This is a genomic window from Pseudomonas sp. NFPP04, assembly GCF_900113815.1.
Taxonomy (GTDB): domain Bacteria; phylum Pseudomonadota; class Gammaproteobacteria; order Pseudomonadales; family Pseudomonadaceae; genus Aquipseudomonas; species Aquipseudomonas extremorientalis.
This window is the reverse complement of record NZ_FOQS01000011.1, coordinates 144,656-165,409: the sequence shown is the minus strand read 5'-3', so window position 1 is coordinate 165,409 and position 20,754 is coordinate 144,656. Positions and strand designations below refer to the sequence as shown.

Here is a 20,754-nt window from a genome sequence, read left to right as displayed (position 1 = left end):
CATTCCTCAGCGCGCTAAAAAACACATCTATTCAAGCAAATCGAGCTAAACGCCAGGATTGTCAGCTCCGAACAAAACACTGTATAAATAACCAGACTTAAAGCCTGGGAGCGGCCGTCATGCTCGTGCACCTGTCCGTACATAACTACGCCATCGTTGAGCACCTGGATCTCGAACTGGATCGCGGGATGAGCGTAATCACAGGCGAAACCGGCGCCGGCAAGTCGATCATGCTTGATGCCCTGGGTCTCACCCTGGGTGATCGCGCCGACAGCGGCGTGGTGCGCCCCGGCGCAGACAAGGCAGATATCCTGGCCACCTTCGACCTGGCCGATATTCCCGAGGCCGAAACCTGGCTGGCCGAACGCGACCTTGATAATGAAGGCCCGTGCATCCTGCGACGGGTTATCACGGCGGAGGGTCGCTCTCGCGGCTATATCAACGGTACGCCCTGCCCACTGGGCGACCTGAAAGCCCTGGGCGAGCTGCTTATCGATATCCACAGCCAGCATGAGCACCAGTCGCTCCTGAAGACCGACACCCATCGCCGCCTGCTAGATGAATACGCCGGCGCCACAGACCTTGCCCGCCAGGTGCAACTGGCCGCCCAGCGCTGGCGCCAGACTCGCCAGGAACTGGAGCGACTCTCCAACTCCGGCGATGAACAACGTGCTCGCCATCAATTGCTCAGCTATCAACTCGAAGAACTGGAGAGCCTGGGCCTGGGCGAGAACGAACTGGAGCAGCTTGAGCAGGAACACAAGAACCTCACCAACGCAGAAACCCTGCTGGGTATTTGTCGCCAGGTGGTTGAGCAATGCAGTGAAAGCGACTCGGGCAACGTGCTCAATGCACTGACTGCCAGCCTCAATCGCTTGTCGAGCGTGAACAATGCCTCCGGCTCGCTGAGCGAAGCTACGACGCTGCTCACCAGTGCACAGATTCAGGTGGAGGAAGCGGTCGGCGAACTGAATCGCTTCCTGGATCACTTCGATGCCGACCCGGCACGCCTACAGGAAATAGAAGAACGCCTGGACACCATCTATACCCTGGCGCGCAAGCATCGAATCCAGCCCACCGAAGTGGCGACAATGCAGCAAAAGCTGCTGGATGAAATCGAGACCCTGAATGCGAATGACGAGTCCATCGAACGACTGGGCGAAGAACTCGCCTCGTTCGCTCGTCATTACCAGGAGAAAGCGCGCGAACTGAGCGACCTGCGCCAACAAGCCGCGACCGGCCTGGCCAGCGCAGTAGAGCTGGAGATCCAACGCTTGGGCATGCCGGGCGGACGCTTCACCATCGAACTGCACGCCAACACCAGCAACGAGCTGCAACCCCACGGACTGGAGCAGGTTGAACTACTGGTAAGCGCCAACCCTGGGCAGCCGCTCAAGGCGTTGGCAAAAGTGGCATCCGGCGGCGAGCTCTCGCGGATCAGCCTGGCGATCCAGGTGATTACCGCGCAAACCTCCCGGGTACCGACACTGGTATTCGACGAAGTTGACGTGGGCATTGGCGGGCCGACAGCAGAAATTGTTGGCCAACTGTTGCGACGCCTGGGGGATCGAGGCCAGGTACTGACGGTCACCCACTTACCGCAAGTGGCAGCCCAAGGTCATCAACACTTGTTTGTGCACAAGGTACGCGGCAATGATGCGACGCACACGGCCGTGTCCAAGCTGAACAAATCCGAACGTGTGGAAGAAGTGGCGCGCATGCTCGGCGGTATTGATTTGACCAAGGAGTCGTTGGCGCACGCGAAGAAAATGGTCGTGGCAGCAAAGGCCTGAGCGAACAACATTCCTTCTTTATAGAAAGCACGAAGGCGACCCTGAGGTCGCCTTCGATCGTTTTGCAGCGTAAATCTGCAGCGCTTGTTACTTTTTCTTACGGATGTACAGGACCAGATTATGGTCAACCAGATCGAAGCCATGCTCTTCAGCAATCTTATGCTGCAACGCTTCGATTTCCGGGCTGGTGAACTCGATAACCTCGTTGGTATCCAGGTCAACCATGTGGTCGTGATGACCACCGTCAGCCAATTCGAACACTGCATGACCGCCGTCGAAATTATGACGAACCACCAGCCCAGCGGCTTCAAACTGGGTCAGCACACGGTAAACCGTGGCCAGACCAACGTCCTCATTAGACTCCATCAGCGCCTTGTAGACATCCTCGGCACTCATGTGGCGCTGCTCAGCAGAATCGAGCATTTGTAGAATCTTGACTCGTGGCAGAGTCACTTTGAGACCGGCTTTGCGTAGTTCGCTATTTTCAACCATGGTTAGCTTTCTCGCGGATGCTGCTTCGCAGCTTCTCTTAATACGGGTATGATCGGCGTTTACGTTGTCCCAGCCAAGATAGTGGAAGTCGCCCACCGATGCAAAACACCAAGCTCTTGCTAACCAGTTTCACCTTTGTGGGACTGCTCGCACTCGCCGGTTGTTCATTCCCCGGGGTTTACAAAATCGACATCCAGCAGGGCAATGTCGTCACGCAGGACATGATAGACCAGTTACGCCCCGGAATGACCCGACGGCAAGTACGGTTTATCATGGGTAATCCCCTGCTGACCGACACTTTCCATGCCGATCGCTGGGATTATCTCTACAGCCTGCAACCAGGTGGCGGTGAACGCCAGCAGGAGCGCGTCAGTGTCATCTTCAATGGCAATGACCAGCTTGTCAGCCTGTCCGGCGACTTCATGCCCGGCGTAAGCCGTGATGAAGCCCTGCTTGGCAAGGATAACGGTAACAACGTGACTGCGCCTGCGCAGGAAGGCGAGAAGCCGAAGTCCGAAGTACCGGCCAAGCCTGGCTCCTTGCTTGACAAGATCCAGAAAGACGTCGACGGGGTGGAGACAGTACCCGTCCCGACGCCGCAGCCTCTGGACACCAGCCCGCAGTAAGTGTGCGGCGCTCAACAAAAAGCCCGGCATGCCGGGCTTTTTGTTGCCTGCCATTTGGCTGGCCTATGGGTGCTGCTGCTTGGCCAGGGCCGCCTTGGCCGCGCGGAGCCGGCGCACCTCTTTCGGATCCACCAATAACGGACGGTAAATCTCAATACGGTCACCGGCCTGCACTGCGCGCACGTCGGCATCCGCAACCACCTTGCCGAATATCCCCAAAGGGCAATTCGCTAGATCCAGCTCGGGAAATCGCGCTGCAATACCGGACGCCTGCACTGCAGCACGCAGATGGGTGCCCACCGGCACCGACACCGCGAGCAACACTTGGCGATCCTCGGCGGCATACACCACTTCGATCTCAACCATGCAGTTGCTTGGCTCGCTGACAAAATGCATCCACCAGGGTATTGGCGGCCTGGTTGAACAACGGCCCCAACGTCGCCCGCACAATAGGCCCGGCATAGTCAAAAGAAAGATCCAGGCTGATTTTGCAGGCCTTATCCGTCAGCGCCTTGAACACCCATACGCCATGCAGTTGGGTAAACGGCCCTTCCTGCAAATTCATTTCGATGGACTTACCGGGCACCAGCACATTACGCGTAACAAAATGCTGACTAAGGCCACTCTTCGCGACCCCGACACTGGCGACCATGTGGTCATCACTGCTTTCCAGCACCTCGGCCGTTGAGCACCACGGCAGGAATTCCGGGTAACGCGCCACGTCGTTGACCAGGTCATAGAGCGCCTGTGCCGGATAGGGCAGCAGCGCTGAACGTTGAATATGCGTCGTCATGTGTGCGTTATTTCCACAGCTGAGGCAAACATCGCGAAAAAACAGCCCGATCCGCGAAAGAAAAAATCCAGAGAACTGCCTGCATTGTCCGGGATTCATCCAACACGCTCAAGCACGCAGGTTGACCGTAGCCGACACGCTCGCAACTCCCTATAATGCCGCCCCTATGGCTAAACAAAAGAAACACCCCACAGGGACCATCGCGCAAAACAAAAAGGCGCGACACGATTACTTCATCGAACATCGGTTCGAGGCTGGTCTGGTCCTGGCCGGCTGGGAAGTAAAGAGTCTGCGTGCCAGCAAGCTGCAACTGGTCGACAGTTATGTGCTGCTCAAGGATGGCGAGGCATGGCTGCTCGGCAGTCATATCACCCCGCTGACCACCGCGAGCACCCACGTGATCGCCGACCCGGTGCGTACGCGCAAGCTGCTGCTCAATGCCCGCGAACTGGAAAAGCTCGCAGCCGCTGTACAGCAGAAGGGCTATGCCTGCGTCTGCCTGTCCTGGTATTGGAGCAAGCACCTGGTCAAGTGCGAAATCGCACTGGGCAAGGGCAAGAAGGAATACGACAAGCGTGATTCCGAGCGCGAACGTGATTCCAACCGCGAACTGCATCGCGCCGTGCGCAACAAGGGCAAGGAAGAATAATCCTTGCTGCGATGCAGCCGTGGGCGCCCCCCCCCTCGGCTACATCCCCTTGCGCCGCTCCGCACGCGCCACGCGCTGAACTTCCTGACGTACTTCCTCCAGCACTTCCTGCACATACAGCAGGTGACGTGTTGAAACCTCGCGCGCCTGCTCGGCGCGACCTTCGATAATCGCCAGGTACAAATCCCGATGCTGACTGATCAGCATGTCACGGGTTTCCGTACGCTGCTGGTACATGCCACCAATGTTGGTCACCACATTTCGTTTCAGCAGGTCGAACAGACCGCGAATGGTGTGCAGCAACACGGCGTTATGACTGGCTTCGGCGATCGCCAAGTGAAACCGTGCATCGGCCGCGCCCTCTTCCGCTCGACTCACTTCATCGCAGCGGGTGTAGCAATCCTGTAGCACCTCGAACGCCGCCGTCAGCCGCTCGCGATCAACCTCCGTGGCGCGCAGCGCGGCGTAATAGGCGCAAGACGCTTCGAGGGTCTGACGAAACTCCAGCAGATCACGCTGGGCCTCGGGATTGTTCTCCAGCAGGTGCAGCAACGGATCACTGAACGTGGAGCCCAGGGACTCAGCCACATAATTGCCACCGCCTTGACGGCTGACGAGCAAACCCTTGGCCGCCAACTTCTGGATCGCCTCGCGCAAGGAAGGCCGCGACACCCCGAACTGCTCAGCCAAAGCGCGCTCGGCCGGCAAGCGCTCGCCCGACTTCAGCGTGCCCTCGAGGATCATGCCCTCAAGCTGCTCGACAATATCGTCAGACAAACGGCGCTGACGCACCTGATCAAACCCCATCACTCACTCTCCACCATCCCGACCACTCGCCGGGGCTCTATTCTGGCCTATCGCAGCGCTTGCGGCACCTATCAGAACGCCTTCCTTTCAACCGATCAGCCCCCTGCACACCGACCTACGACCAAAGTTTCGCAAGCGGCAAATTGACACGCCCCTGGCAAGGCTTTTACTCTAGCCAACAGCGATTGTAAATTGGTATTACCAATTATCCAAGCTGACCAAACAACAACAATCAGGGGCCACCCCATATGCAAACCTGGCAACAGCTCTACAGCCCGCTCGGCAGCCTCGGCCTGTCCGCACTGGCGGCCGTCATCCCGATCGTATTCTTCTTCCTGGCCCTGGCCGTGTTTCGCCTCAAAGGGCATGTGGCCGGCAGCATCACCCTGGCGCTGTCGATCCTGGTGGCGATCTTCGCCTTCCAGATGCCGGTGGACATGGCGCTGGCCGCCGCCGGTTACGGCTTTGCCTACGGCCTATGGCCTATCGCGTGGATCATCGTCGCGGCCGTGTTCCTCTACAAACTCACGGTCAAAAGCGGCCAATTCGAGATCATCCGCAGTTCGGTCCTGTCGATTACCGATGACCAACGCCTGCAAGTGCTGCTGATCGGCTTCTGCTTCGGCGCCTTCCTGGAAGGTGCGGCCGGTTTTGGCGCCCCCGTGGCCATCACCGCAGCGTTGTTGGTCGGCCTGGGCTTCAACCCGCTGTACGCCGCCGGCCTGTGCCTGATCGCCAACACCGCGCCTGTCGCATTCGGCGCCTTGGGCATCCCGATCATCGTTGCAGGTCAAGTGACCGGCATTGATGCGTTCAAGATCGGCGCCATGACCGGCCGCCAATTGCCGCTGCTGTCGCTGTTCGTGCCTTTCTGGCTGGTGTTCATGATGGACGGCTTGCGCGGCGTGCGTGAAACCTGGCCGGCCGCTCTGGTTGCAGGCTTGAGCTTTGCCATCACCCAGTACTTCACCTCCAACTTCATCGGCCCGGAACTGCCGGACATCACCTCGGCCCTGGCCAGCCTGATTTCCCTGACGCTGTTCCTGAAAGTCTGGCAGCCCAAGCGCACTGCGGGCGCACAGATAGCCGGCGCCACATCCAGCGCTGCGGTCACCGCGAGTGCGGGCGGTTTCGGCCTGCCGCGCAACACGACTGTCTCGCCCTACAGCCTGGTGCAGATTTTCAAGGCCTGGTCGCCGTTCCTGATTCTCACGGTGCTGGTCACCATCTGGACCCTCAAGCCGTTCAAGGCGATGTTCGCCGCCGGTGGCTCGATGTACAGCTGGGTGTTCAACTTTGCGATCCCGCACCTGGATCAACTGGTGATCAAGGTCGCACCGATCGTGACCAACCCCACTGCGATTCCGGCCGTGTTCAAGCTGGACCCGATTTCCGCGACCGGCACCGCGATTTTCTTCTCCGCGCTGATCTCGATGCTGGTACTGAAGATCGACATCAAGACTGGTCTTACCACTTTAAAAGAGACCTTCTACGAACTGCGCTGGCCGATCCTGTCCATCGGCATGGTGCTGGCCTTTGCCTTCGTCACCAACTACTCCGGCATGTCATCGACCATGGCGCTGGTACTGGCCGGCACCGGCGCAGCCTTTCCGTTCTTCTCGCCTTTCCTCGGCTGGCTGGGAGTTTTCCTGACAGGCTCCGACACGTCGTCCAACGCCCTGTTCAGCTCGCTGCAAGCCACCACTGCGCATCAGATCGGTGTGAACGACACCCTGCTGGTTGCCGCGAACACCAGCGGCGGCGTCACCGGCAAAATGATCTCGCCACAATCCATCGCCGTGGCCTGCGCCGCCACCGGCCTGGTGGGCAAGGAATCCGACCTGTTCCGCTTTACCCTCAAGCACAGCTTGTTCTTTGCCACCATCGTCGGGCTGATCACCCTGGCCCAGGCCTACTGGTTCACCGGTATGCTGGTGCACTGAGACCTGCATGCAATAGGGTAAGAATCGACGCCGGACAACGGTTCCGGCGTCTGCTATTTCTGGAGGACCGATGAGCCTGCCTGCTGCTTTCCTGCGCGACGCCGCACAACTGATCCCGAAAGATCGACGCTTCGACGACCCGCTTTCCACCCTCGCCTTCGGCACCGACGCCAGTTTTTACCGACTGATCCCACAACTGGTAATCCGCGTGGAGTCGGAAGACGAAGTCGTCGCGCTGCTGCAACTGGCTCAACGCGACCACGTTCCAGTCACCTTCCGTGCCGCTGGCACCAGCCTGTCCGGGCAAGCCATCAGCGACTCGGTGCTGATCGTACTGGGGGACAACTGGAATGGCCGCGAAATTCGCGGCCAAGGCACACAAATCCGCCTGCAGCCCGGCGTGATCGGCGCCCAGGCCAACGCATGGCTGGCGCCGTTCGGGCGCAAGATCGGGCCGGACCCAGCGTCGATCAACGCCTGCAAAATCGGCGGCATCGTCGCCAACAACGCCAGCGGCATGTGCTGCGGCACGGCGCAGAACACCTACCACACCCTGGCCGGGATACGCCTGGTATTGGCTGACGGCAGCCGCCTGGATACCGAAGACGCAGCCAGCGTGGCGGCGTTTCGCGAACAGCACGGCGCGCTGCTTGAGCGTCTAGCGACACTGGGGCGCGAGACCCGCGCAAATACTGAACTGGCGGCAAAGATCCGCCACAAATACCGTCTGAAAAATACCACCGGGCTGTCACTCAATGCCTTGGTGGATTTCGACGACCCCCTCGATATCCTCAGCCATCTGCTGGTGGGCTCCGAGGGGACCCTCGGGTTTATCAGCGCGGTCACCTACGACACCGTGATCGATCACCCCAACAAAGCCTCGGCGTTGATTGTGTTTCCGGACGTCGAAACCTGCTGCAATGCAGTCACCGTCCTCAAGACCCAACCCGTTTCGGCCGTTGAGCTGCTGGACCGTCGCAGCATGCGCTCGGTACAGAACAAGCCGGGCATGCCCGCTTTCGTACAGCACCTATCGGAAAATGCCTGCGCCCTATTGATCGAGTCGCGTGCAGCGTCCTCGTCGTTACTGCACGAGCAACTGGCGCTGATCATGGCTTCCCTGGCCCAGTTTCCGGTCGAGAAGCAGGTCGATTTCACCGAAGACCCCGTGGAAAACGCCCGCCTGTGGGCGATCCGCAAAGACACCTTTCCCGCCGTCGGCGCCGTGCGCAAAACCGGCACCACGGTAATCATCGAGGACGTGACCTTCCCGGTCGAACAACTGGCAATCGGCGTGAATCGCTTGATCGAGCTGTTCGACAAACATCACTACGACGAAGCGATACTTTTCGGACACGCGCTGGAAGGCAATCTGCACTTCGTGTTCACCCAAGGATTCAACAGCGCGGAAGAAGTCACACGCTACCAAGCGTTCATGGACGACGTGGCACAACTGGTAGCGGTGGAATTCGGTGGTTCGCTGAAAGCCGAACACGGCACCGGCCGCAATATGGCCCCGTTCGTCGAGCTGGAATGGGGCAGCGACGCCTACAAACTGATGTGGCAACTCAAGCGCCTGCTCGACCCCAGCGGCATTCTCAACCCGGACGTGGTGCTCAGCGAAGACCCGCAAATCCACCTCAAGCACCTCAAGCCGCTGCCTGCCGCCGACGAGCTTGTGGATAAGTGCATCGAATGCGGTTTCTGCGAACCGGTGTGCCCGTCGAAAGGCCTGACTCTGAGCCCACGCCAGCGCATCGTGATCTGGCGCGATATCCAGGCGAAAAAACGCGCTGGTATCGACACCGCTGAGCTGGAAGCCGCCTATCAGTACCAGGGCATCGACACCTGCGCCGCCACCGGGCTTTGCGCCCAGCGCTGCCCTGTAGGAATCAATACCGGCGACCTGGTGAAAAAGCTGCGCAGCCGCGATGCTGACCGTACGAAAACCGCCGAATGGCTCGCCACGCATTTCGCCACCGCGCTGCAAGGCGCGCGTTTTACACTGCATGTGGCCAATGGCGCACGCATGCTGCTGGGCGCCCCGCGCCTGGCGAAGCTATCGGCCAGGGTGACCAAGCTGTCCAAGGGGCAGATTCCGCAGTGGACCAACGCCATGCCGCAGCCGGAGAAAGCCATTCGCTTCAGCCCGGCGGTGACGGACGAGCGACCCCGGGTGGTCTACCTGGCGGCCTGCGTCTCACGCGCCATGGGCCCGGCGGCGGGCGATAAAGAGCAGATGTCGCTGTACGACAAAACCCGCAACCTGTTGGAAAAAGCCGGTTACCAAGTCGTATTCCCCGACAATCAGGACAGCCTGTGCTGCGGCCAGCCTTTCGCCTCCAAAGGCTACGCCGAACAGGCCGAACACAAGCGTCAGGAACTGATCGGCGCACTGCTCCACGCCAGCCGTGGCGGGCTCGACCCGATCTACTGCGACACCAGCCCCTGCACCCTGCGCCTGGTGCAGGACCTGGGCGAAACGCGCCTGGATCTTTACGACCCCGTACGATTTATCCGCACGCACCTGATGGACCGCCTCGACTTCACCCCCCAGGAAGCCCCCATCGCGGTGCATGTCACCTGCAGCACCCAGCACCTGGGCGAGAGCCAGGCCCTGATCGACCTCGCTCGCCGCTGCTCCAACACCGTGGTGATCCCGGAAGGCATTCATTGCTGCGGGTTCGCCGGCGACAAGGGCTTCACCACACCGGAACTCAACGCCCACTCACTGCGCACCCTCAAGGATGCGGTGCAATATTGCAGCGAAGGCATCTCCACCAGCCGCACTTGTGAGATCGGCCTGAGCCAGCATGGCGGCATCGATTATCACGGCTTGGTCTACCTGGTGGACCGCGTCACCCAGGCCCGCGCTCACTGAGCCTGCAAAAAAAACAGAACCCCTGCGCGCCGGCGTAGTCATCTGCATAGGCCTCGCCAAGCGAGGTTTATCAGTGATGTCGCTGGCAGCGGTTGAACGCCAGCAGCGTCGAGCCCTTTTGCGCAAGGAGATACCCTATGAAGCGTTCCGCTCTTGCTGGCTTGTTCATTACCGCTGCGATGCTGGCCTCCCCTGTGTTCGCGGCGGGCGAGCCCGATCTGTGCAAAATCAATCTGGACAAAATCAACAACGGCAAAGCGCTGCTCGCCACCGACACCAGTGGTAAAAGCGGCGAGATAGACACCGCCGTCTCCCAGGCCAAGGCGGCCCACGCCGCGGGTGATGACAAAAAGTGCATCGAGATCACCTCGAAGGCGCTGCAAGACCTGCAGAACAGCGAAAAAGGCGGCCAATAGGCAGCGCCATAGCGGAAGACCAACCTTCGGGTTGGCCTTCCGCGAGTGTTTGGCGTACACTGCATAGGCTTGTCACTCACTAAGAAACAACGAGTTACAAGCACGGGGCCGTTTAGGATTCGACGCCGGTCGCGAAACTTTAGGTGCATGCCGAGTTGGTAACAGAACTCGTAAATCCACTGTTGCAACTTCTTATAGTTGCCAATGACGAAAACTACGGCCAGGAATTCGCTCTCGCTGCGTAAGCAGCCTTAGCCCTGAGCTTCTGGTACCTTCGGGTCCAGCAATCACCAGGGGATGTCTGTAAACCCAAAGTGATTGTCATATAGAACAGAATCGCCGTGCAGTACGTTGTGGACGAAGCGGCTAAAACTTACACAACTCGCCCAAAGCACCCTGCCCTTCGGGTCGCTGAGGGTTAACTTAATAGAAACGGCTACGCATGTAGTACCGACAGCGGAGTACTGGCGGACGGGGGTTCAAATCCCCCCGGCTCCACCAATTCATCATCTAAAGACGTCTAAGGACGTCTTTTTTTGTGCCTGAAATCCAGTGAAATCAAGGGTTCAGGGCCAGTGGCTTCCATGGACGAATTTTGAGTTCCGGTGGTTTTGGTATTCCCTGCTTCCCGGAGCTAATCTTGGGAATACCAAAGTGGCATGGAGTACTTCTCATGTGCGCTCAAACAACCCGCCTTTCCGACCGTCAGCTCAAAGCGGTCACTCGCCCGCAAAGTAATCACTGTCGAGTTGCTTCACTTCGTACACCTGCTTAACGCTCACGCCAAGATTGTTCTCTACCATCAATCGCGCCAGCTCAACACCGTCGATCAATACCACTTTGATATCCAACCCCAACGCCGCAGTGCGGGCACCCTCGGAGAACTCTGAGGTGGTGATGAACACGCCCTTACGTGCACGCTGGCGAGTCAGTGCGCCGATAAACTTGTCGATCTCAGGACGATGAACTGTGTTGGCCCAGCGCTTAGCCTGCAGATAGATCACATCGAGGCCGAGCTTGTCTTCTTTGATGATGCCGTCAATACCGTCATCATTGGTCGCTTGGGTCGCCTTACCAGCTTCTTTACGTGAACCGCCGTAACCCATGGCGATCATGAGATCGACTACCAACTGCTCAAAGAAGCTGGGAGTGGCTAGCCGGACTTGCGTCAACAGCTCATCTGCCAGGGACTGCATCAAAGCCTGGTGCGCCTCGGCCAACTGCTCGTCTGGCGTGGTTTCAGCAATACCGACGTTCAACTGGGCGGGAGCGTCAATGGATTGTGATTTGGCCATATGGAAGTCCGCAAACTCGGGAAACTGCTTCAACCAGCTCACTGTGATGCGCTGCGGGCCATTGGCCAAAGCATCAAGGCCACGCGGGGTAATTTGCACCATGCCCTTGGCCGGAATGCACAGCAACCCAGCCTTATTCAAATAGGTACGAGCCCAACCCACTCGGTTGTTGATCACCGTCTGCTGGCCGGAAGGAAGGCGCTCCTTGCGTTCGTCCTCGGTCAATTGGAATTGATCAGCAACCCGCTCGCGCAACTCATTGAGCGGCAGCGGCGCACCGTTCTGTACGGTGCTCAGTACTGGACGCATCACACTTTGAAAGTCCGGAATTGCCACTGTTGCTCCTTAATCTTACCGGCTGCTTTAGGCGCCACCCACGCGGGCTTCGTCGAAGGAAGCCGCGGTCTTGAGCATCTTCAAAATCACCAGCGCAAAGGCGCGGCTCTTCGTTTCGTTATCCAGCACTTCCAGCGAGAGCTTCTCGTGGTCAGTCATAGCGTCCAGCACTGTATCGAGGACGCGCTTAGGGAACAGGCCGTGCATCATTTGATCCACCGAATGATTGTTCACCCGGGCCATCACATCTTCCTGACGGCTGATACGCTGGGCGATGCCGGTAAGGAACTGCAGTTAGTCGTCGTCGCTCACTTCGGCACCGAAGATATCGTTCAGCGCTTCCGACTAGATCGATATCGTACGCAAGCGTGCAATACCAACCCATTCAAGTTCATACCTCGTCAGCGCCATTAGCTAACCAGGCGAGCCGTTTGCGGATCATAAGTTACAGCGGTAATTGAGCCATCCCGAATGCGTTCAACTGCTTCATCAATCACATGTAGCGGCACTAGGAACCACTCCCTAGGTTTAACTGCATGGCCGAATCGGTCCTCAATGGTCAAGTCCAACTGCGCTGCGCCGAACAGGCGGTGGAAGATGTTTTCCAGCCGGGTGCGGTTCAGGTTGTGAAGTTTGTAAGTTGCGACCACTTCCACATCGGCCAGCAGGTAGGTGGCATCTTTCGCCGCCGCCGCGATACGCGTTTCCACTCGGCCACCGGTTACGCCGATCTTGTGGATCAGCTCGCGGTGCTCGGATACGTAGGGATGGTTGGACAGGCTGCGTAGCACATAAATGGTGCCTGTCTCGATGTCGTCCGGCTCGGTTATGTCGCTGAATAGTGGGCCAGAGTCTACCTTGATGATCCGAGACCCTGCACGCCCGTCACCGTCTTTGTAGAGCGCCCGCTGCAAAGATCGTAATAGCAAATCGCTTTCTGTCTCGTTCGAGTAGATGACCCGCAAACGCCCATTCGTTTCCGCATTTGGCGTCTTGTAGGTATCTCCCACCTCGGCGACATAGGCAATGAGTCCGCTCAGAATGAAGAAGTCTCCGACTTCGATGCTGGCGTTCTTGCCAAAGGGCTTGGTTACCCATAGTTTTTGCTTGAGGCCTGCTTCCACCTCGTCAAACAGTGGCTTAAATCTCTCGAAGTCTTTACATGGGTTCCGGGCGGCAATTTCTTCTGCCGCCTTTATCGCCGCACTGGAACGCACATGCCGCAGCACGGTGATGTCGTCCTGGTCGACGGACTCATTGCCGACGCCCAGCTCGGCGAGCAAGGCGTCCTCATCCAAGTCATTCACATTTACCGTGGCTACCACAGAACCTGACAGTAGGTCATGACTATCCAAGCCTGCCAGTAGGGCTTGTGCTTCCGGTAACTTGCGAAGCTGATCCAATCGCACGGCGTACAAACGCTCGAAGATGTCGCGATCTTCGCCATGTAATGGGGTGCGACCATGGGTCTGATAGAAGCGCTGAACATCCTCGAAGCCAGCGATGATGCGCTCTTCGCGAGGGGTTCGAGTGGCTGTCTTTAGCGAGGGTACTTCTACTCCTAGCGCATTCAGTAGGTCGTCATCGTTCATCTTAGCCATTAGCGGATTCTCCCTGCGCCGCTTTGGCTTGGGCACGGTAACGTGCGAACGCAACCACGCCTTCAGCCATTCGTTTCTCCCAGACATCGGCGGAGTTGATGTCTGGCAGCCGGCCACGCTCGTTTTTGAACTGCAGGGCGCGCATTGCTAAGTCTCGTGCTTCGCTTTCAGGAATGCTCACCTTCTTGGCTGCAATGCTGGCTTGCACCTGGCGCAGGGATTTTTCATCCATCGCCTTAGCCAACACCGCATAGGCGGCCTCAAAAGGATTGATGCGGTCGATCAGATCAATGTCTAGCTCGCGCACGTTGACGAATTTGCGCACGCCTTCTAGCAGAGACGTACTGCCTTGTAAGGCGCTACTCTCGCTGGCATCGGTCTGAGCCAACATCAATTTGGCCTGTTGGGTAATGTTCATGGCCGCGATAGCATGCTGACGGATTGCTTCTTGGTCGACGTCGCTCAAGTCGGGGTAACGCTCGCGCACGATCTTGCCCATGCGCAGTTGGGTCAGCTCTTCGGGTAAGGTGTTTTCCTTGTCGAATAGGCCGCGTTCCAGCACGGTTTTGTCCTGTAGGAAGCTGGTTACCACTTCGTTCAAATCTTCTTTGCAGATGCGCGAGGCTTCTGTGCTTTGCGGCGTGGTCAGACCGTTGATTTCGACATGGTACTGGCCTGTGGCTTCATTCACGCCCAGGTTGGTACTACCTGATTGATAGCCCTCGCCACCGTTGTAAATGAAACCGTCTTTCGGCCCGGTATCTTTCGGACTGAACTCATAGCGCGGGGCGAGCACCTGCTCCATCAGCAGGCTGGCGGAAATGGCCTTAAGCATATCGTTCACTGCTTCGGCTACAGCCGCTTGGTCGGCCATAGGCTCAGCGATCAGGTTGGTGAAGCGCGAGCGCTCCTTACCCTCGGCATCACGCGTGGCGCGGCCAATGATTTGTACAATTTCGGTCAGGCTCGAACGGTAGCCGATGGTCAGCGCATGCTCGCACCAGATCCAGTCGAAGCCTTCCTTCGCCATGCCCAGTGCAATGATCACATCCACGTTGTCGCGGTTGTTCTTCTGCGCAGGGTCTTTCAGTGCACTGAGCACTTTGGAGCGCCTGGACGCGTCGCTGTCATCCACCAGGTCGGCCACTTTCAGTGTGCGACCATCTTTGGCTTTGATGAGGTGGAAGCCGGTAACTGGGTCGACACCCTGCCAATCGCCCAGCGAACTCATGATCTCGTTGACCTCACGCTCCTTGTCTTTGAGGCTTTCACGCGCAGCAGGATGAGGAATATGTACGATGGTCTTCAGCACTGGGTCCAGCACCTTGGCGACAGCATCCACATACTTGCCCGTGTAGAAGAAGTAGCCGATGTCCAGCGACTTGAGCCAGCGGTAGCCGTTGAGCTGTTCGTAGTAGGTGTAAGTCACCGTCTCAAACCTGCTTTCTTCCGCCGGTGCCAGCACGGCTTCGCTGTCGCCACGAAAATAAGAGCCCGTCATGGCGACCAAATGTATTTTATCGCGACTGATAAACGCACTTAGCTGGCCACCCAACTTGTTGTCCGGGTTAGCGGAAACGTGGTGAAACTCGTCGATGGCGATCAGGCGGTTGTCGAAAGCTTCGATACCCAACTCTTCCACGGCAAAACGGAAGGTGGCATGGGTGCAGACCAATATTTTGTCGAGGCTACTCAGAAAAGCACGTACGGCCTCGACCTTGGACTTGGCCACTCGCGGCTCGTCAATGCCAGGTGCATTGCATAGGTTCCACTGCGGAACCACTTGCCAGTCCCAGTAAAAACCAAACTTGCTCAGCGGTTCATCGGCGAAACTACCGCCAATAGAGCGCTCTGGCACGACGACAATTGCCTGTTGCAAGCCCTGGTTATGCAGTTTATCCAGCGCGATAAACATCAGGGCGCGGGACTTACCTGATGCTGGGGGAGACTTGATCAGCAAGTACTGTTCGCCGCGCTTGGCATAGGCACGTTCCTGCATGGTACGCATGCCCAATTCATTAGCCTTGCTGGATGCTCCAGTGTGCGCTGTAGCAATGGATACCGACGGCACCGTGTAGCTGTTGGTCGGGTTGGTAGTGTTAGTCACTGTGATTCATCCTCCATGAGGGTGCCGTCGCCTGTAAGTTCACGTTCAATCTGTTCAATGCTGGGCAGGCTGGTTTGCAATTCGGCAGGCAGAGACTCAAGCAATTTGTATTCGGCAATGCCCATGGGCTGGGTCTTATCGCCTAACGCATATTCGGCCACGATCTTGTTTTTGCTCTTGCAGAGCAAAAGGCCAATGGTGGCGGTGTCGTGTTCGCCTTTGACCTGGCGATCCACGGCAGTCATATAAAACCCCAGCTGCCCGAGATGCTCGGGCTTGAACTTGCCGGCCTTGAGCTCGATCACCACATAGCAGCGCAACTTGAGGTGGTAGAACAGCAAGTCGATGAAGAACTCGTCACCACCCACATCCAGAAGTACCTGCCGCCCCACAAACGCAAAGCCCGCGCCCAGTTCCAACAGAAACTCGGTGACGTGCTTGACCAGGGCATGTTCGATCTCGCGCTCTTGCGCTTCATCGCGCAGACCTAGGAAGTCAAAGCGATAAGGATCTTTCAGCGACTCACGGGCCAGGTCGGACTGCGCCTTCGGCAAGCTGACATCGAAGTTAGTGACCGCCGCACCACTGCGCTCCAGCAGGCGGGTTTCGATATGGATGTTCAGCACATTACGCGACCAGCCATGCGTAACCGCACTCTGGGCATAGGCCAGACGCTGCTGTGAATCTTTCAGCTTGGTCAGCAACACCAGATTATGCCCCCAGGGCAATTGTCCAACAGCCTGTTGGACAATTGCGGCATCCGGCCAAGCCTCGGCAAAGGCTCGCATATACATTAGGTTGGCACGGGAAAATCCCTTCATCTCAGGAAAAGCAGTACGCAAGTCGTGCGCCAGTCTCTCGATCACCTTGGCGCCCCAGCCCTGCTGTGCCTGCCGGGTCAAAACATCGTTGCCGATCTGCCAGTACAACTGCACCAGTTCGCGGTTTACAGCCAGCGTGGCACGTTGCTGAGCGTTGTGGATGCGGTTTTTGAGGTCGGACAGCCACTCGCCGTAGCCCTCGGGTGGGGTTGTCAGGCTAGCAGAGGTGTCGCTCATGCCATCTTTCCTCGTGGTTTTTTCGGCGTGCCCTTCGCTGTATCAGCTGTCATCTTGGTGTAAAGGTCAAACAGCTTTTCCAGCCGTTCGGTGTCGTTCTTAAAGCGACGACCGATATAGATACGCTCCAGTACTTCATCGTTGCGCTCATGGGCGCGACGCAGGTTGTCAGGCATGGTGTCTGGGTCATACAGATCGGCGATGGTGGCAGGGAAGTGTGCTTCACGGGCCAGCAGAATGTCTTCAGCGCAGCGGGTGAGGTCGGCCTTGTTTTGCTCTGTTAGCATCGGCACAGGGAAAGTGTTCCAGCCTAGAGTATTGGAGTAACGGAAGTCCGTTTTCATTTTTCCGCAGACGGTGCCAATCCAAACAAGGTGCAGGCGGGAGGCGATGAGGGCCATGTTCCAAAGGGGCGCGTCGTATAGGGCGAAGACTAGGTTTGTAACGGTTGAATTTCGGTCAACAAGTCCTACGGGTAAGTAGTCACGTGATTCTGATGAGACACCGGGCACGACGATTGTGTGCCTCTCACCTACGTTCATTCTCTGAAACTGATGTGATCGTTTTGCAATATCCTTAGCAGTTGTTCCACCCTTTACTCGCAATGCTCGAACACTTTCAACACGCAGATGGATTGCAGGAATGGATAAAGCTTCATCCAAATACTGATCATCAATCCATAAGCAATATCGCAGTAACCCACGAATGAATTCAGCTGATCCATAAATTTTTCTTACAAAGCGCTGGAGCTGCGCTGAACTTAAGCCAAGAGCTTGGACTTCATCGGCAGACAGTAGCAAGTTCCCTCCGTCAATAGGCGTATTGCCAAAGGTCATCTCCGCTTGTGGCCCAAATGGATTGGTGACTTTCTCTACTTCTACATTACCGCCAGACACCAGATAGGCATTGATATTTTCCGTCTCTTTCACCACCACACTGCCATCGTCTGCGAGTGAAGATAGACGCCGTACTTTGCCTTTTCCCTTACCGACTCCGACGATTGCCACCGTGACACCGGCGTTATGACTGGCGAGGTTTTGCCACTTGAAACTGGTATGAGCAAAGATAATTTCATGGCCACTAGCAAAAATCAAAGGCCACAAAATGGGAACTTGCATTCCTTGACAAATGGAGTTAGTCGAAACAAAGGCTGCGGACGCTTGAGTTTTAGTTCCGTAATCTGCTGTTTTCATAAACCAGCCAGCTACATAGTCGAGAGACTTCCAGTTTTTGGTGCGCTTGGCAAAGACGGCTTGCAGGTCGGCCTTTTGCTCGTCTGTTTGCCATCTACTCCCTAAGTACGGCGGGTTACCGCAGATATACGTCTCGCCGCCTTCGTTCTCGAAGGCGATTTCAGATTGATCCAACGGCACGTCGAATAAATCGTCCGCCGCCAGCTTCACAACGGTTCCCGTCGGTGGACACACCGCCAACCAATCCAACCGCAGCGAATTGCCACACACAATCCAGTTCTGTGAGTCCAGCGGCAAAAACTCGGCCAGAGCATCCTGCTGGCCGCGATATAACACGTCGCACTGAAACTCAGCAATGATCAGCGCCAACCGGGCAATTTCTGCCGGAAAGTCGCGCAGCTCGATGCCGCGAAAATTGGTCAGAGGGATTTCCGATTTATTGTTGGCTTCGCCTCGACGACTATTGATCTCTGCCTCGATCTCGCGCATCTGCTTGTAAGCGATGACGAGGAAGTTGCCGGAGCCGCAGGCAGGGTCAAATACGCGGATACGCGCCATACGCTTGCGAAGGTTCAGCAGCTTGGATTTGTTGTCACCGGCCGCGTCCAGTTGCAGACGTAAATCATCCAAGAACAGCGGGTTCAGCACCTTGAGGATATTGGGTACGCTGGTGTAGTGCATGCCCAGTGCGCCGCGCTCTTCATCATCGGCCACCGCCTGAATCATGCTGCCGAAGATATCCGGGTTAATTTTTTGCCAGTTCAGGTTGCCAGCGTGCAGCAGGTAAGTGCGCGCCATTCGCGTAAAGCGCGGTACTTCGGTGCTACCAGAAAACAGCCCGCCATTCACATAAGGGAAGGTGTTGGCCCAACTGGGCAGACGTCGCTGAGCATTGGCGCGCTCGGCCTGCTTGATGTTCATGGCACGGAAGATTTCCGACAGCACCTCGTTGGTGTTAGATCCGTCGCGCTCGCTCCAGCGTTCCACACTACGTGTGAACAGGCTATCGCCATCAAAGATATCGGTGTCTTCGGCAAAGAAGCAGAAAATCAGCCGCGCCATAAAGTGGTTCATGTCATGGCGGCGTTCGGCTTTAGCCCAGTCTGGGTTTTCATTCAGTAGCTCGACGTACAACTTGTTAAGGCGGCTGGTGGCGCGCACGTCGATGGGATTGTCCTTGATCTCCTTGATGGTGGAGATGCCGGCCAGCGGCAGCAGGAAACCAAAGTGGTTGGGAAGGTCTGGATAGTCGCAGGTGATGGTTTCGCCCGTGGTTAGCTCTTCGGCCTCCAGCGTTTGCCCGTCGGTGGCAAGGATGAACTTGGCTTTGGCTTTTGTGGTGGCCGGGCTGGCGCGCAATGCCTTGAGCGTTTCGCCCACGTTACCAGATCCGCATGCGGCGATATGAATGTTGCTGCGCAGTAGCACGCCACCAGACACGTCGGAAGCGTTGTTGTTGCCAGCACGCAAGCGTTTGAGGGCTGTTTCCTTATTGCCAAAAGCAGCTAGGAAGACAAACGGAAACTCCGCCGCGTCAAAGGGCTCAAGGGCCAGGTCCGAAATAGCGGACTCAATTTCTACTGCATTCATGATTTACCACTGTCCAGATCGCATATGCACGAGTACGGCGAATTAAGCCGTTAATTTTGCGGATGATGGCTAGACCACTTGAGGACTTCAACCTTCGTGCCGGCCACGGCCTGACATGATAACCCCGATAGCCTCGAACAAGGTCGTATCGCGTGTGGCGACTGCTGAGCTACTAGAGCTGCGATGGCCGCATTGCAGCCGGATCACAGCAGTGACAGAATAAAAACTTTACCTATTTCTGAAATTTAGTGGGGATAGCACGTTTGGGCTAAGCGCAGAAGGCATCTCACTGCCAATCATGGTAACGAAACATGCTGGTCAGATTGAATGAAAATGGGTGGTCAAGTGGAGTGCAGTATTCCAATGGGTATTCCAGCCAAAAATAAAATCGATATTAACTCTATAAATCAATAGGTTGCTAAGCAGATTCAACTTCCCCCGGCACATCAACAGAACCCGCCCACTACGGGTTTTGTCGTTTCTGGGATTTGGCCCCCCCACAGAATGGAGCTTCAGAATTTTCCCTCAAGATATCGCGCCATCGGTGAACTGGTGCAACTCCTCCCACACAGATAGCCTCCCCCAGTCGCTGCAAAATCAGCGACCGGGTTTAGCAGCTCGTTTACTATCAAGGCCTGCAAAGCCACCATCCGTTCCAGCGATGCTGTCAGCATCCGCTGGTGCGTATTATGGCGGCTGTGCGTGGGGCACTTTCGGGTGCGCCGGGTTCCTTGATTCCTGGTCTGCTAACCCGCGCACAGTCGCCACCCTTTTCGTTTAGCAGCGATGTCTGGCGACTCCATCAATCAAGGAGTTTCAGCCATGAAAAAGATCACCCCCAATCCCCCCTCCGCCAACCTCTTCACTATCACCCCGGACGTCACCTGCGAAACCCTGCTGATCCAAGCCAGCGAAACCCTCGCCTCTCTCAACGCCATGACCACCGACCTGGCTTTCGAACTCGAAGGCGTCCACCGTCACAAGCTGCTGGCCACCCAGCAACTGATCGTACTGGGCGAGTTGTTGGTTGAGCGCGTGCTGGCCCTCACTCAAGACACCCAAACATTCCAGTAACAAAAAGGCCGAGACGCGTTCAGCGACTCGGCCTTTTGTTGCGCGTCTGGAATCCCGCCACACTTGCGATTACCCTGCTCTCCTCTATCAGACATCCGGA

Annotated in this window: 16 protein-coding genes, 1 other RNA gene and 1 pseudogene; 8 read left to right on the top strand and 10 right to left on the bottom strand. The window is 57.1% G+C overall.

Features of this window, described 5'->3' with window-relative positions:
* Positions 1–119 precede the first annotated feature (119 nt).
* On the top strand, positions 120–1,793 hold the full coding sequence (gene recN / locus BM017_RS22060) for a DNA repair protein RecN (protein WP_092248357.1): 1,674 nt from the start codon (positions 120–122) through the stop codon (positions 1,791–1,793).
* 87 nt (positions 1,794–1,880) lie between these two features.
* Here the strand turns inward: recN and fur are convergent, their stop codons facing one another.
* Positions 1,881–2,285: a ferric iron uptake transcriptional regulator gene (fur, locus tag BM017_RS22055; RefSeq protein WP_003194220.1), complete on the bottom strand. Its 405-nt coding sequence runs from the start codon at positions 2,283–2,285 to the stop codon at positions 1,881–1,883.
* Positions 2,286–2,383: 98 nt separating this feature from the next.
* On the opposite strand from fur, the gene BM017_RS22050 reads away from it, so the two are divergent.
* Positions 2,384–2,911 (top strand): outer membrane protein assembly factor BamE, encoded by a 528-nt coding sequence (locus BM017_RS22050; RefSeq protein WP_071489987.1) that lies wholly within the window; start codon positions 2,384–2,386, stop codon positions 2,909–2,911.
* Positions 2,912–2,974: 63 nt separating this feature from the next.
* On the opposite strand, the gene BM017_RS22045 is transcribed toward BM017_RS22050, so the two are convergent.
* Complete coding sequence (locus BM017_RS22045; protein WP_092248354.1) at positions 2,975–3,277, bottom strand: RnfH family protein; 303 nt, start codon at positions 3,275–3,277, stop codon at positions 2,975–2,977.
* A complete protein-coding gene (locus tag BM017_RS22040) occupies positions 3,270–3,704 on the bottom strand; it encodes a type II toxin-antitoxin system RatA family toxin (protein ID WP_071489985.1) in 435 nt (144 codons plus the stop codon). The genes BM017_RS22045 and BM017_RS22040 overlap by 8 nt, the downstream gene beginning before the upstream one ends.
* Before the next feature lie 166 nt (positions 3,705–3,870).
* Between BM017_RS22040 and smpB the strand changes: the two genes are divergently transcribed.
* The gene (gene smpB / locus BM017_RS22035) at positions 3,871–4,353 is read left to right on the top strand and encodes an SsrA-binding protein SmpB (protein ID WP_058427663.1); all 483 of its coding nucleotides are present in this window, start codon (positions 3,871–3,873) and stop codon (positions 4,351–4,353) included.
* 39 nt (positions 4,354–4,392) lie between these two features.
* On the opposite strand, the gene BM017_RS22030 is transcribed toward smpB, so the two are convergent.
* On the bottom strand, positions 4,393–5,160 hold the full coding sequence (locus BM017_RS22030) for a GntR family transcriptional regulator (protein ID WP_092248351.1): 768 nt from the start codon (positions 5,158–5,160) through the stop codon (positions 4,393–4,395).
* Between the two features lie 248 nt (positions 5,161–5,408).
* Here BM017_RS22030 and BM017_RS22025 point away from each other — a divergent pair, with 248 nt between their 5' ends.
* The 4 genes from BM017_RS22025 (at position 5,409) to ssrA (ending at position 10,901) form a co-directional block, all read left to right on the top strand.
* On the top strand, positions 5,409–7,103 hold the full coding sequence (locus BM017_RS22025; protein ID WP_071489983.1) for a lactate permease LctP family transporter: 1,695 nt from the start codon (positions 5,409–5,411) through the stop codon (positions 7,101–7,103).
* 70 nt (positions 7,104–7,173) lie between these two features.
* Complete coding sequence (locus tag BM017_RS22020) at positions 7,174–9,984, top strand: FAD-binding and (Fe-S)-binding domain-containing protein (protein WP_092248348.1); 2,811 nt, start codon at positions 7,174–7,176, stop codon at positions 9,982–9,984.
* A 137-nt stretch (positions 9,985–10,121) separates the two neighbouring features.
* Positions 10,122–10,400 (top strand): hypothetical protein, encoded by a 279-nt coding sequence (locus tag BM017_RS22015; RefSeq protein ID WP_010206635.1) that lies wholly within the window; start codon positions 10,122–10,124, stop codon positions 10,398–10,400.
* A 104-nt stretch (positions 10,401–10,504) separates the two neighbouring features.
* Positions 10,505–10,901, top strand: a transfer-messenger RNA (tmRNA) gene (gene ssrA, locus BM017_RS22010).
* Positions 10,902–11,119: 218 nt separating this feature from the next.
* Here the strand turns inward: ssrA and BM017_RS22005 are convergent.
* From BM017_RS22005 to BM017_RS21980, 6 genes and pseudogenes are all read right to left on the bottom strand, one after another.
* The gene (locus tag BM017_RS22005; protein WP_092248345.1) at positions 11,120–12,031 is read right to left on the bottom strand and encodes a restriction endonuclease; all 912 of its coding nucleotides are present in this window, start codon (positions 12,029–12,031) and stop codon (positions 11,120–11,122) included.
* Positions 12,032–12,058: 27 nt separating this feature from the next.
* Positions 12,059–12,373, bottom strand: a pseudogene (locus BM017_RS22000) (hypothetical protein); the annotation flags it as partial.
* Positions 12,374–12,441: 68 nt separating this feature from the next.
* Positions 12,442–13,632 (bottom strand): GIY-YIG nuclease family protein, encoded by a 1,191-nt coding sequence (locus BM017_RS21995; protein ID WP_092248342.1) that lies wholly within the window; start codon positions 13,630–13,632, stop codon positions 12,442–12,444.
* Positions 13,625–15,739, bottom strand: coding sequence for a DEAD/DEAH box helicase (locus BM017_RS21990; RefSeq protein ID WP_092248339.1), 2,115 nt, complete (start codon positions 15,737–15,739; stop codon positions 13,625–13,627). Before BM017_RS21990 ends, BM017_RS21995 begins: the two co-directional genes overlap by 8 nt.
* Positions 15,736–16,797 (bottom strand): PDDEXK nuclease domain-containing protein, encoded by a 1,062-nt coding sequence (locus BM017_RS21985; protein ID WP_092248336.1) that lies wholly within the window; start codon positions 16,795–16,797, stop codon positions 15,736–15,738. The genes BM017_RS21990 and BM017_RS21985 overlap by 4 nt, the downstream gene beginning before the upstream one ends.
* Entirely contained in the window at positions 16,794–19,580 is a 2,787-nt protein-coding gene (locus BM017_RS21980) for a class I SAM-dependent DNA methyltransferase (RefSeq protein WP_092248333.1), read from the bottom strand. The genes BM017_RS21985 and BM017_RS21980 overlap by 4 nt, the downstream gene beginning before the upstream one ends.
* Positions 19,581–20,402: 822 nt before the next feature.
* On the opposite strand from BM017_RS21980, the gene BM017_RS21975 reads away from it, so the two are divergent.
* The gene (locus BM017_RS21975; RefSeq protein ID WP_092248330.1) at positions 20,403–20,654 is read left to right on the top strand and encodes a DUF6124 family protein; all 252 of its coding nucleotides are present in this window, start codon (positions 20,403–20,405) and stop codon (positions 20,652–20,654) included.
* Positions 20,655–20,754 lie beyond the last annotated feature (100 nt).

Bases quoted from the DNA above. Each gene is read 5' to 3' on its own strand.
- BM017_RS22040 (WP_071489985.1), bottom strand. From the start codon at position 3,704: ATGACGACGCATATTCAACGTTCAGCGCTGCTGCCCTATCCGGCACAG.
- BM017_RS22015 (WP_010206635.1), top strand. From the start codon at position 10,122: ATGAAGCGTTCCGCTCTTGCTGGCTTGTTCATTACCGCTGCGATGCTG.
- BM017_RS22025 (WP_071489983.1), top strand. From the start codon at position 5,409: ATGCAAACCTGGCAACAGCTCTACAGCCCGCTCGGCAGCCTCGGCCTG.
- BM017_RS22050 (WP_071489987.1), top strand. From the start codon at position 2,384: ATGCAAAACACCAAGCTCTTGCTAACCAGTTTCACCTTTGTGGGACTG.
- BM017_RS21985 (WP_092248336.1), bottom strand. From the start codon at position 16,797: ATGAGCGACACCTCTGCTAGCCTGACAACCCCACCCGAGGGCTACGGC.
- BM017_RS22045 (WP_092248354.1), bottom strand. From the start codon at position 3,277: ATGGTTGAGATCGAAGTGGTGTATGCCGCCGAGGATCGCCAAGTGTTG.
- BM017_RS22020 (WP_092248348.1), top strand. From the start codon at position 7,174: ATGAGCCTGCCTGCTGCTTTCCTGCGCGACGCCGCACAACTGATCCCG.
- BM017_RS21995 (WP_092248342.1), bottom strand. From the start codon at position 13,632: ATGGCTAAGATGAACGATGACGACCTACTGAATGCGCTAGGAGTAGAA.
- recN (WP_092248357.1), top strand. From the start codon at position 120: ATGCTCGTGCACCTGTCCGTACATAACTACGCCATCGTTGAGCACCTG.
- BM017_RS22030 (WP_092248351.1), bottom strand. From the start codon at position 5,160: ATGGGGTTTGATCAGGTGCGTCAGCGCCGTTTGTCTGACGATATTGTC.
- BM017_RS21975 (WP_092248330.1), top strand. From the start codon at position 20,403: ATGAAAAAGATCACCCCCAATCCCCCCTCCGCCAACCTCTTCACTATC.
- smpB (WP_058427663.1), top strand. From the start codon at position 3,871: ATGGCTAAACAAAAGAAACACCCCACAGGGACCATCGCGCAAAACAAA.
- fur (WP_003194220.1), bottom strand. From the start codon at position 2,285: ATGGTTGAAAATAGCGAACTACGCAAAGCCGGTCTCAAAGTGACTCTG.
- BM017_RS21980 (WP_092248333.1), bottom strand. From the start codon at position 19,580: ATGAATGCAGTAGAAATTGAGTCCGCTATTTCGGACCTGGCCCTTGAG.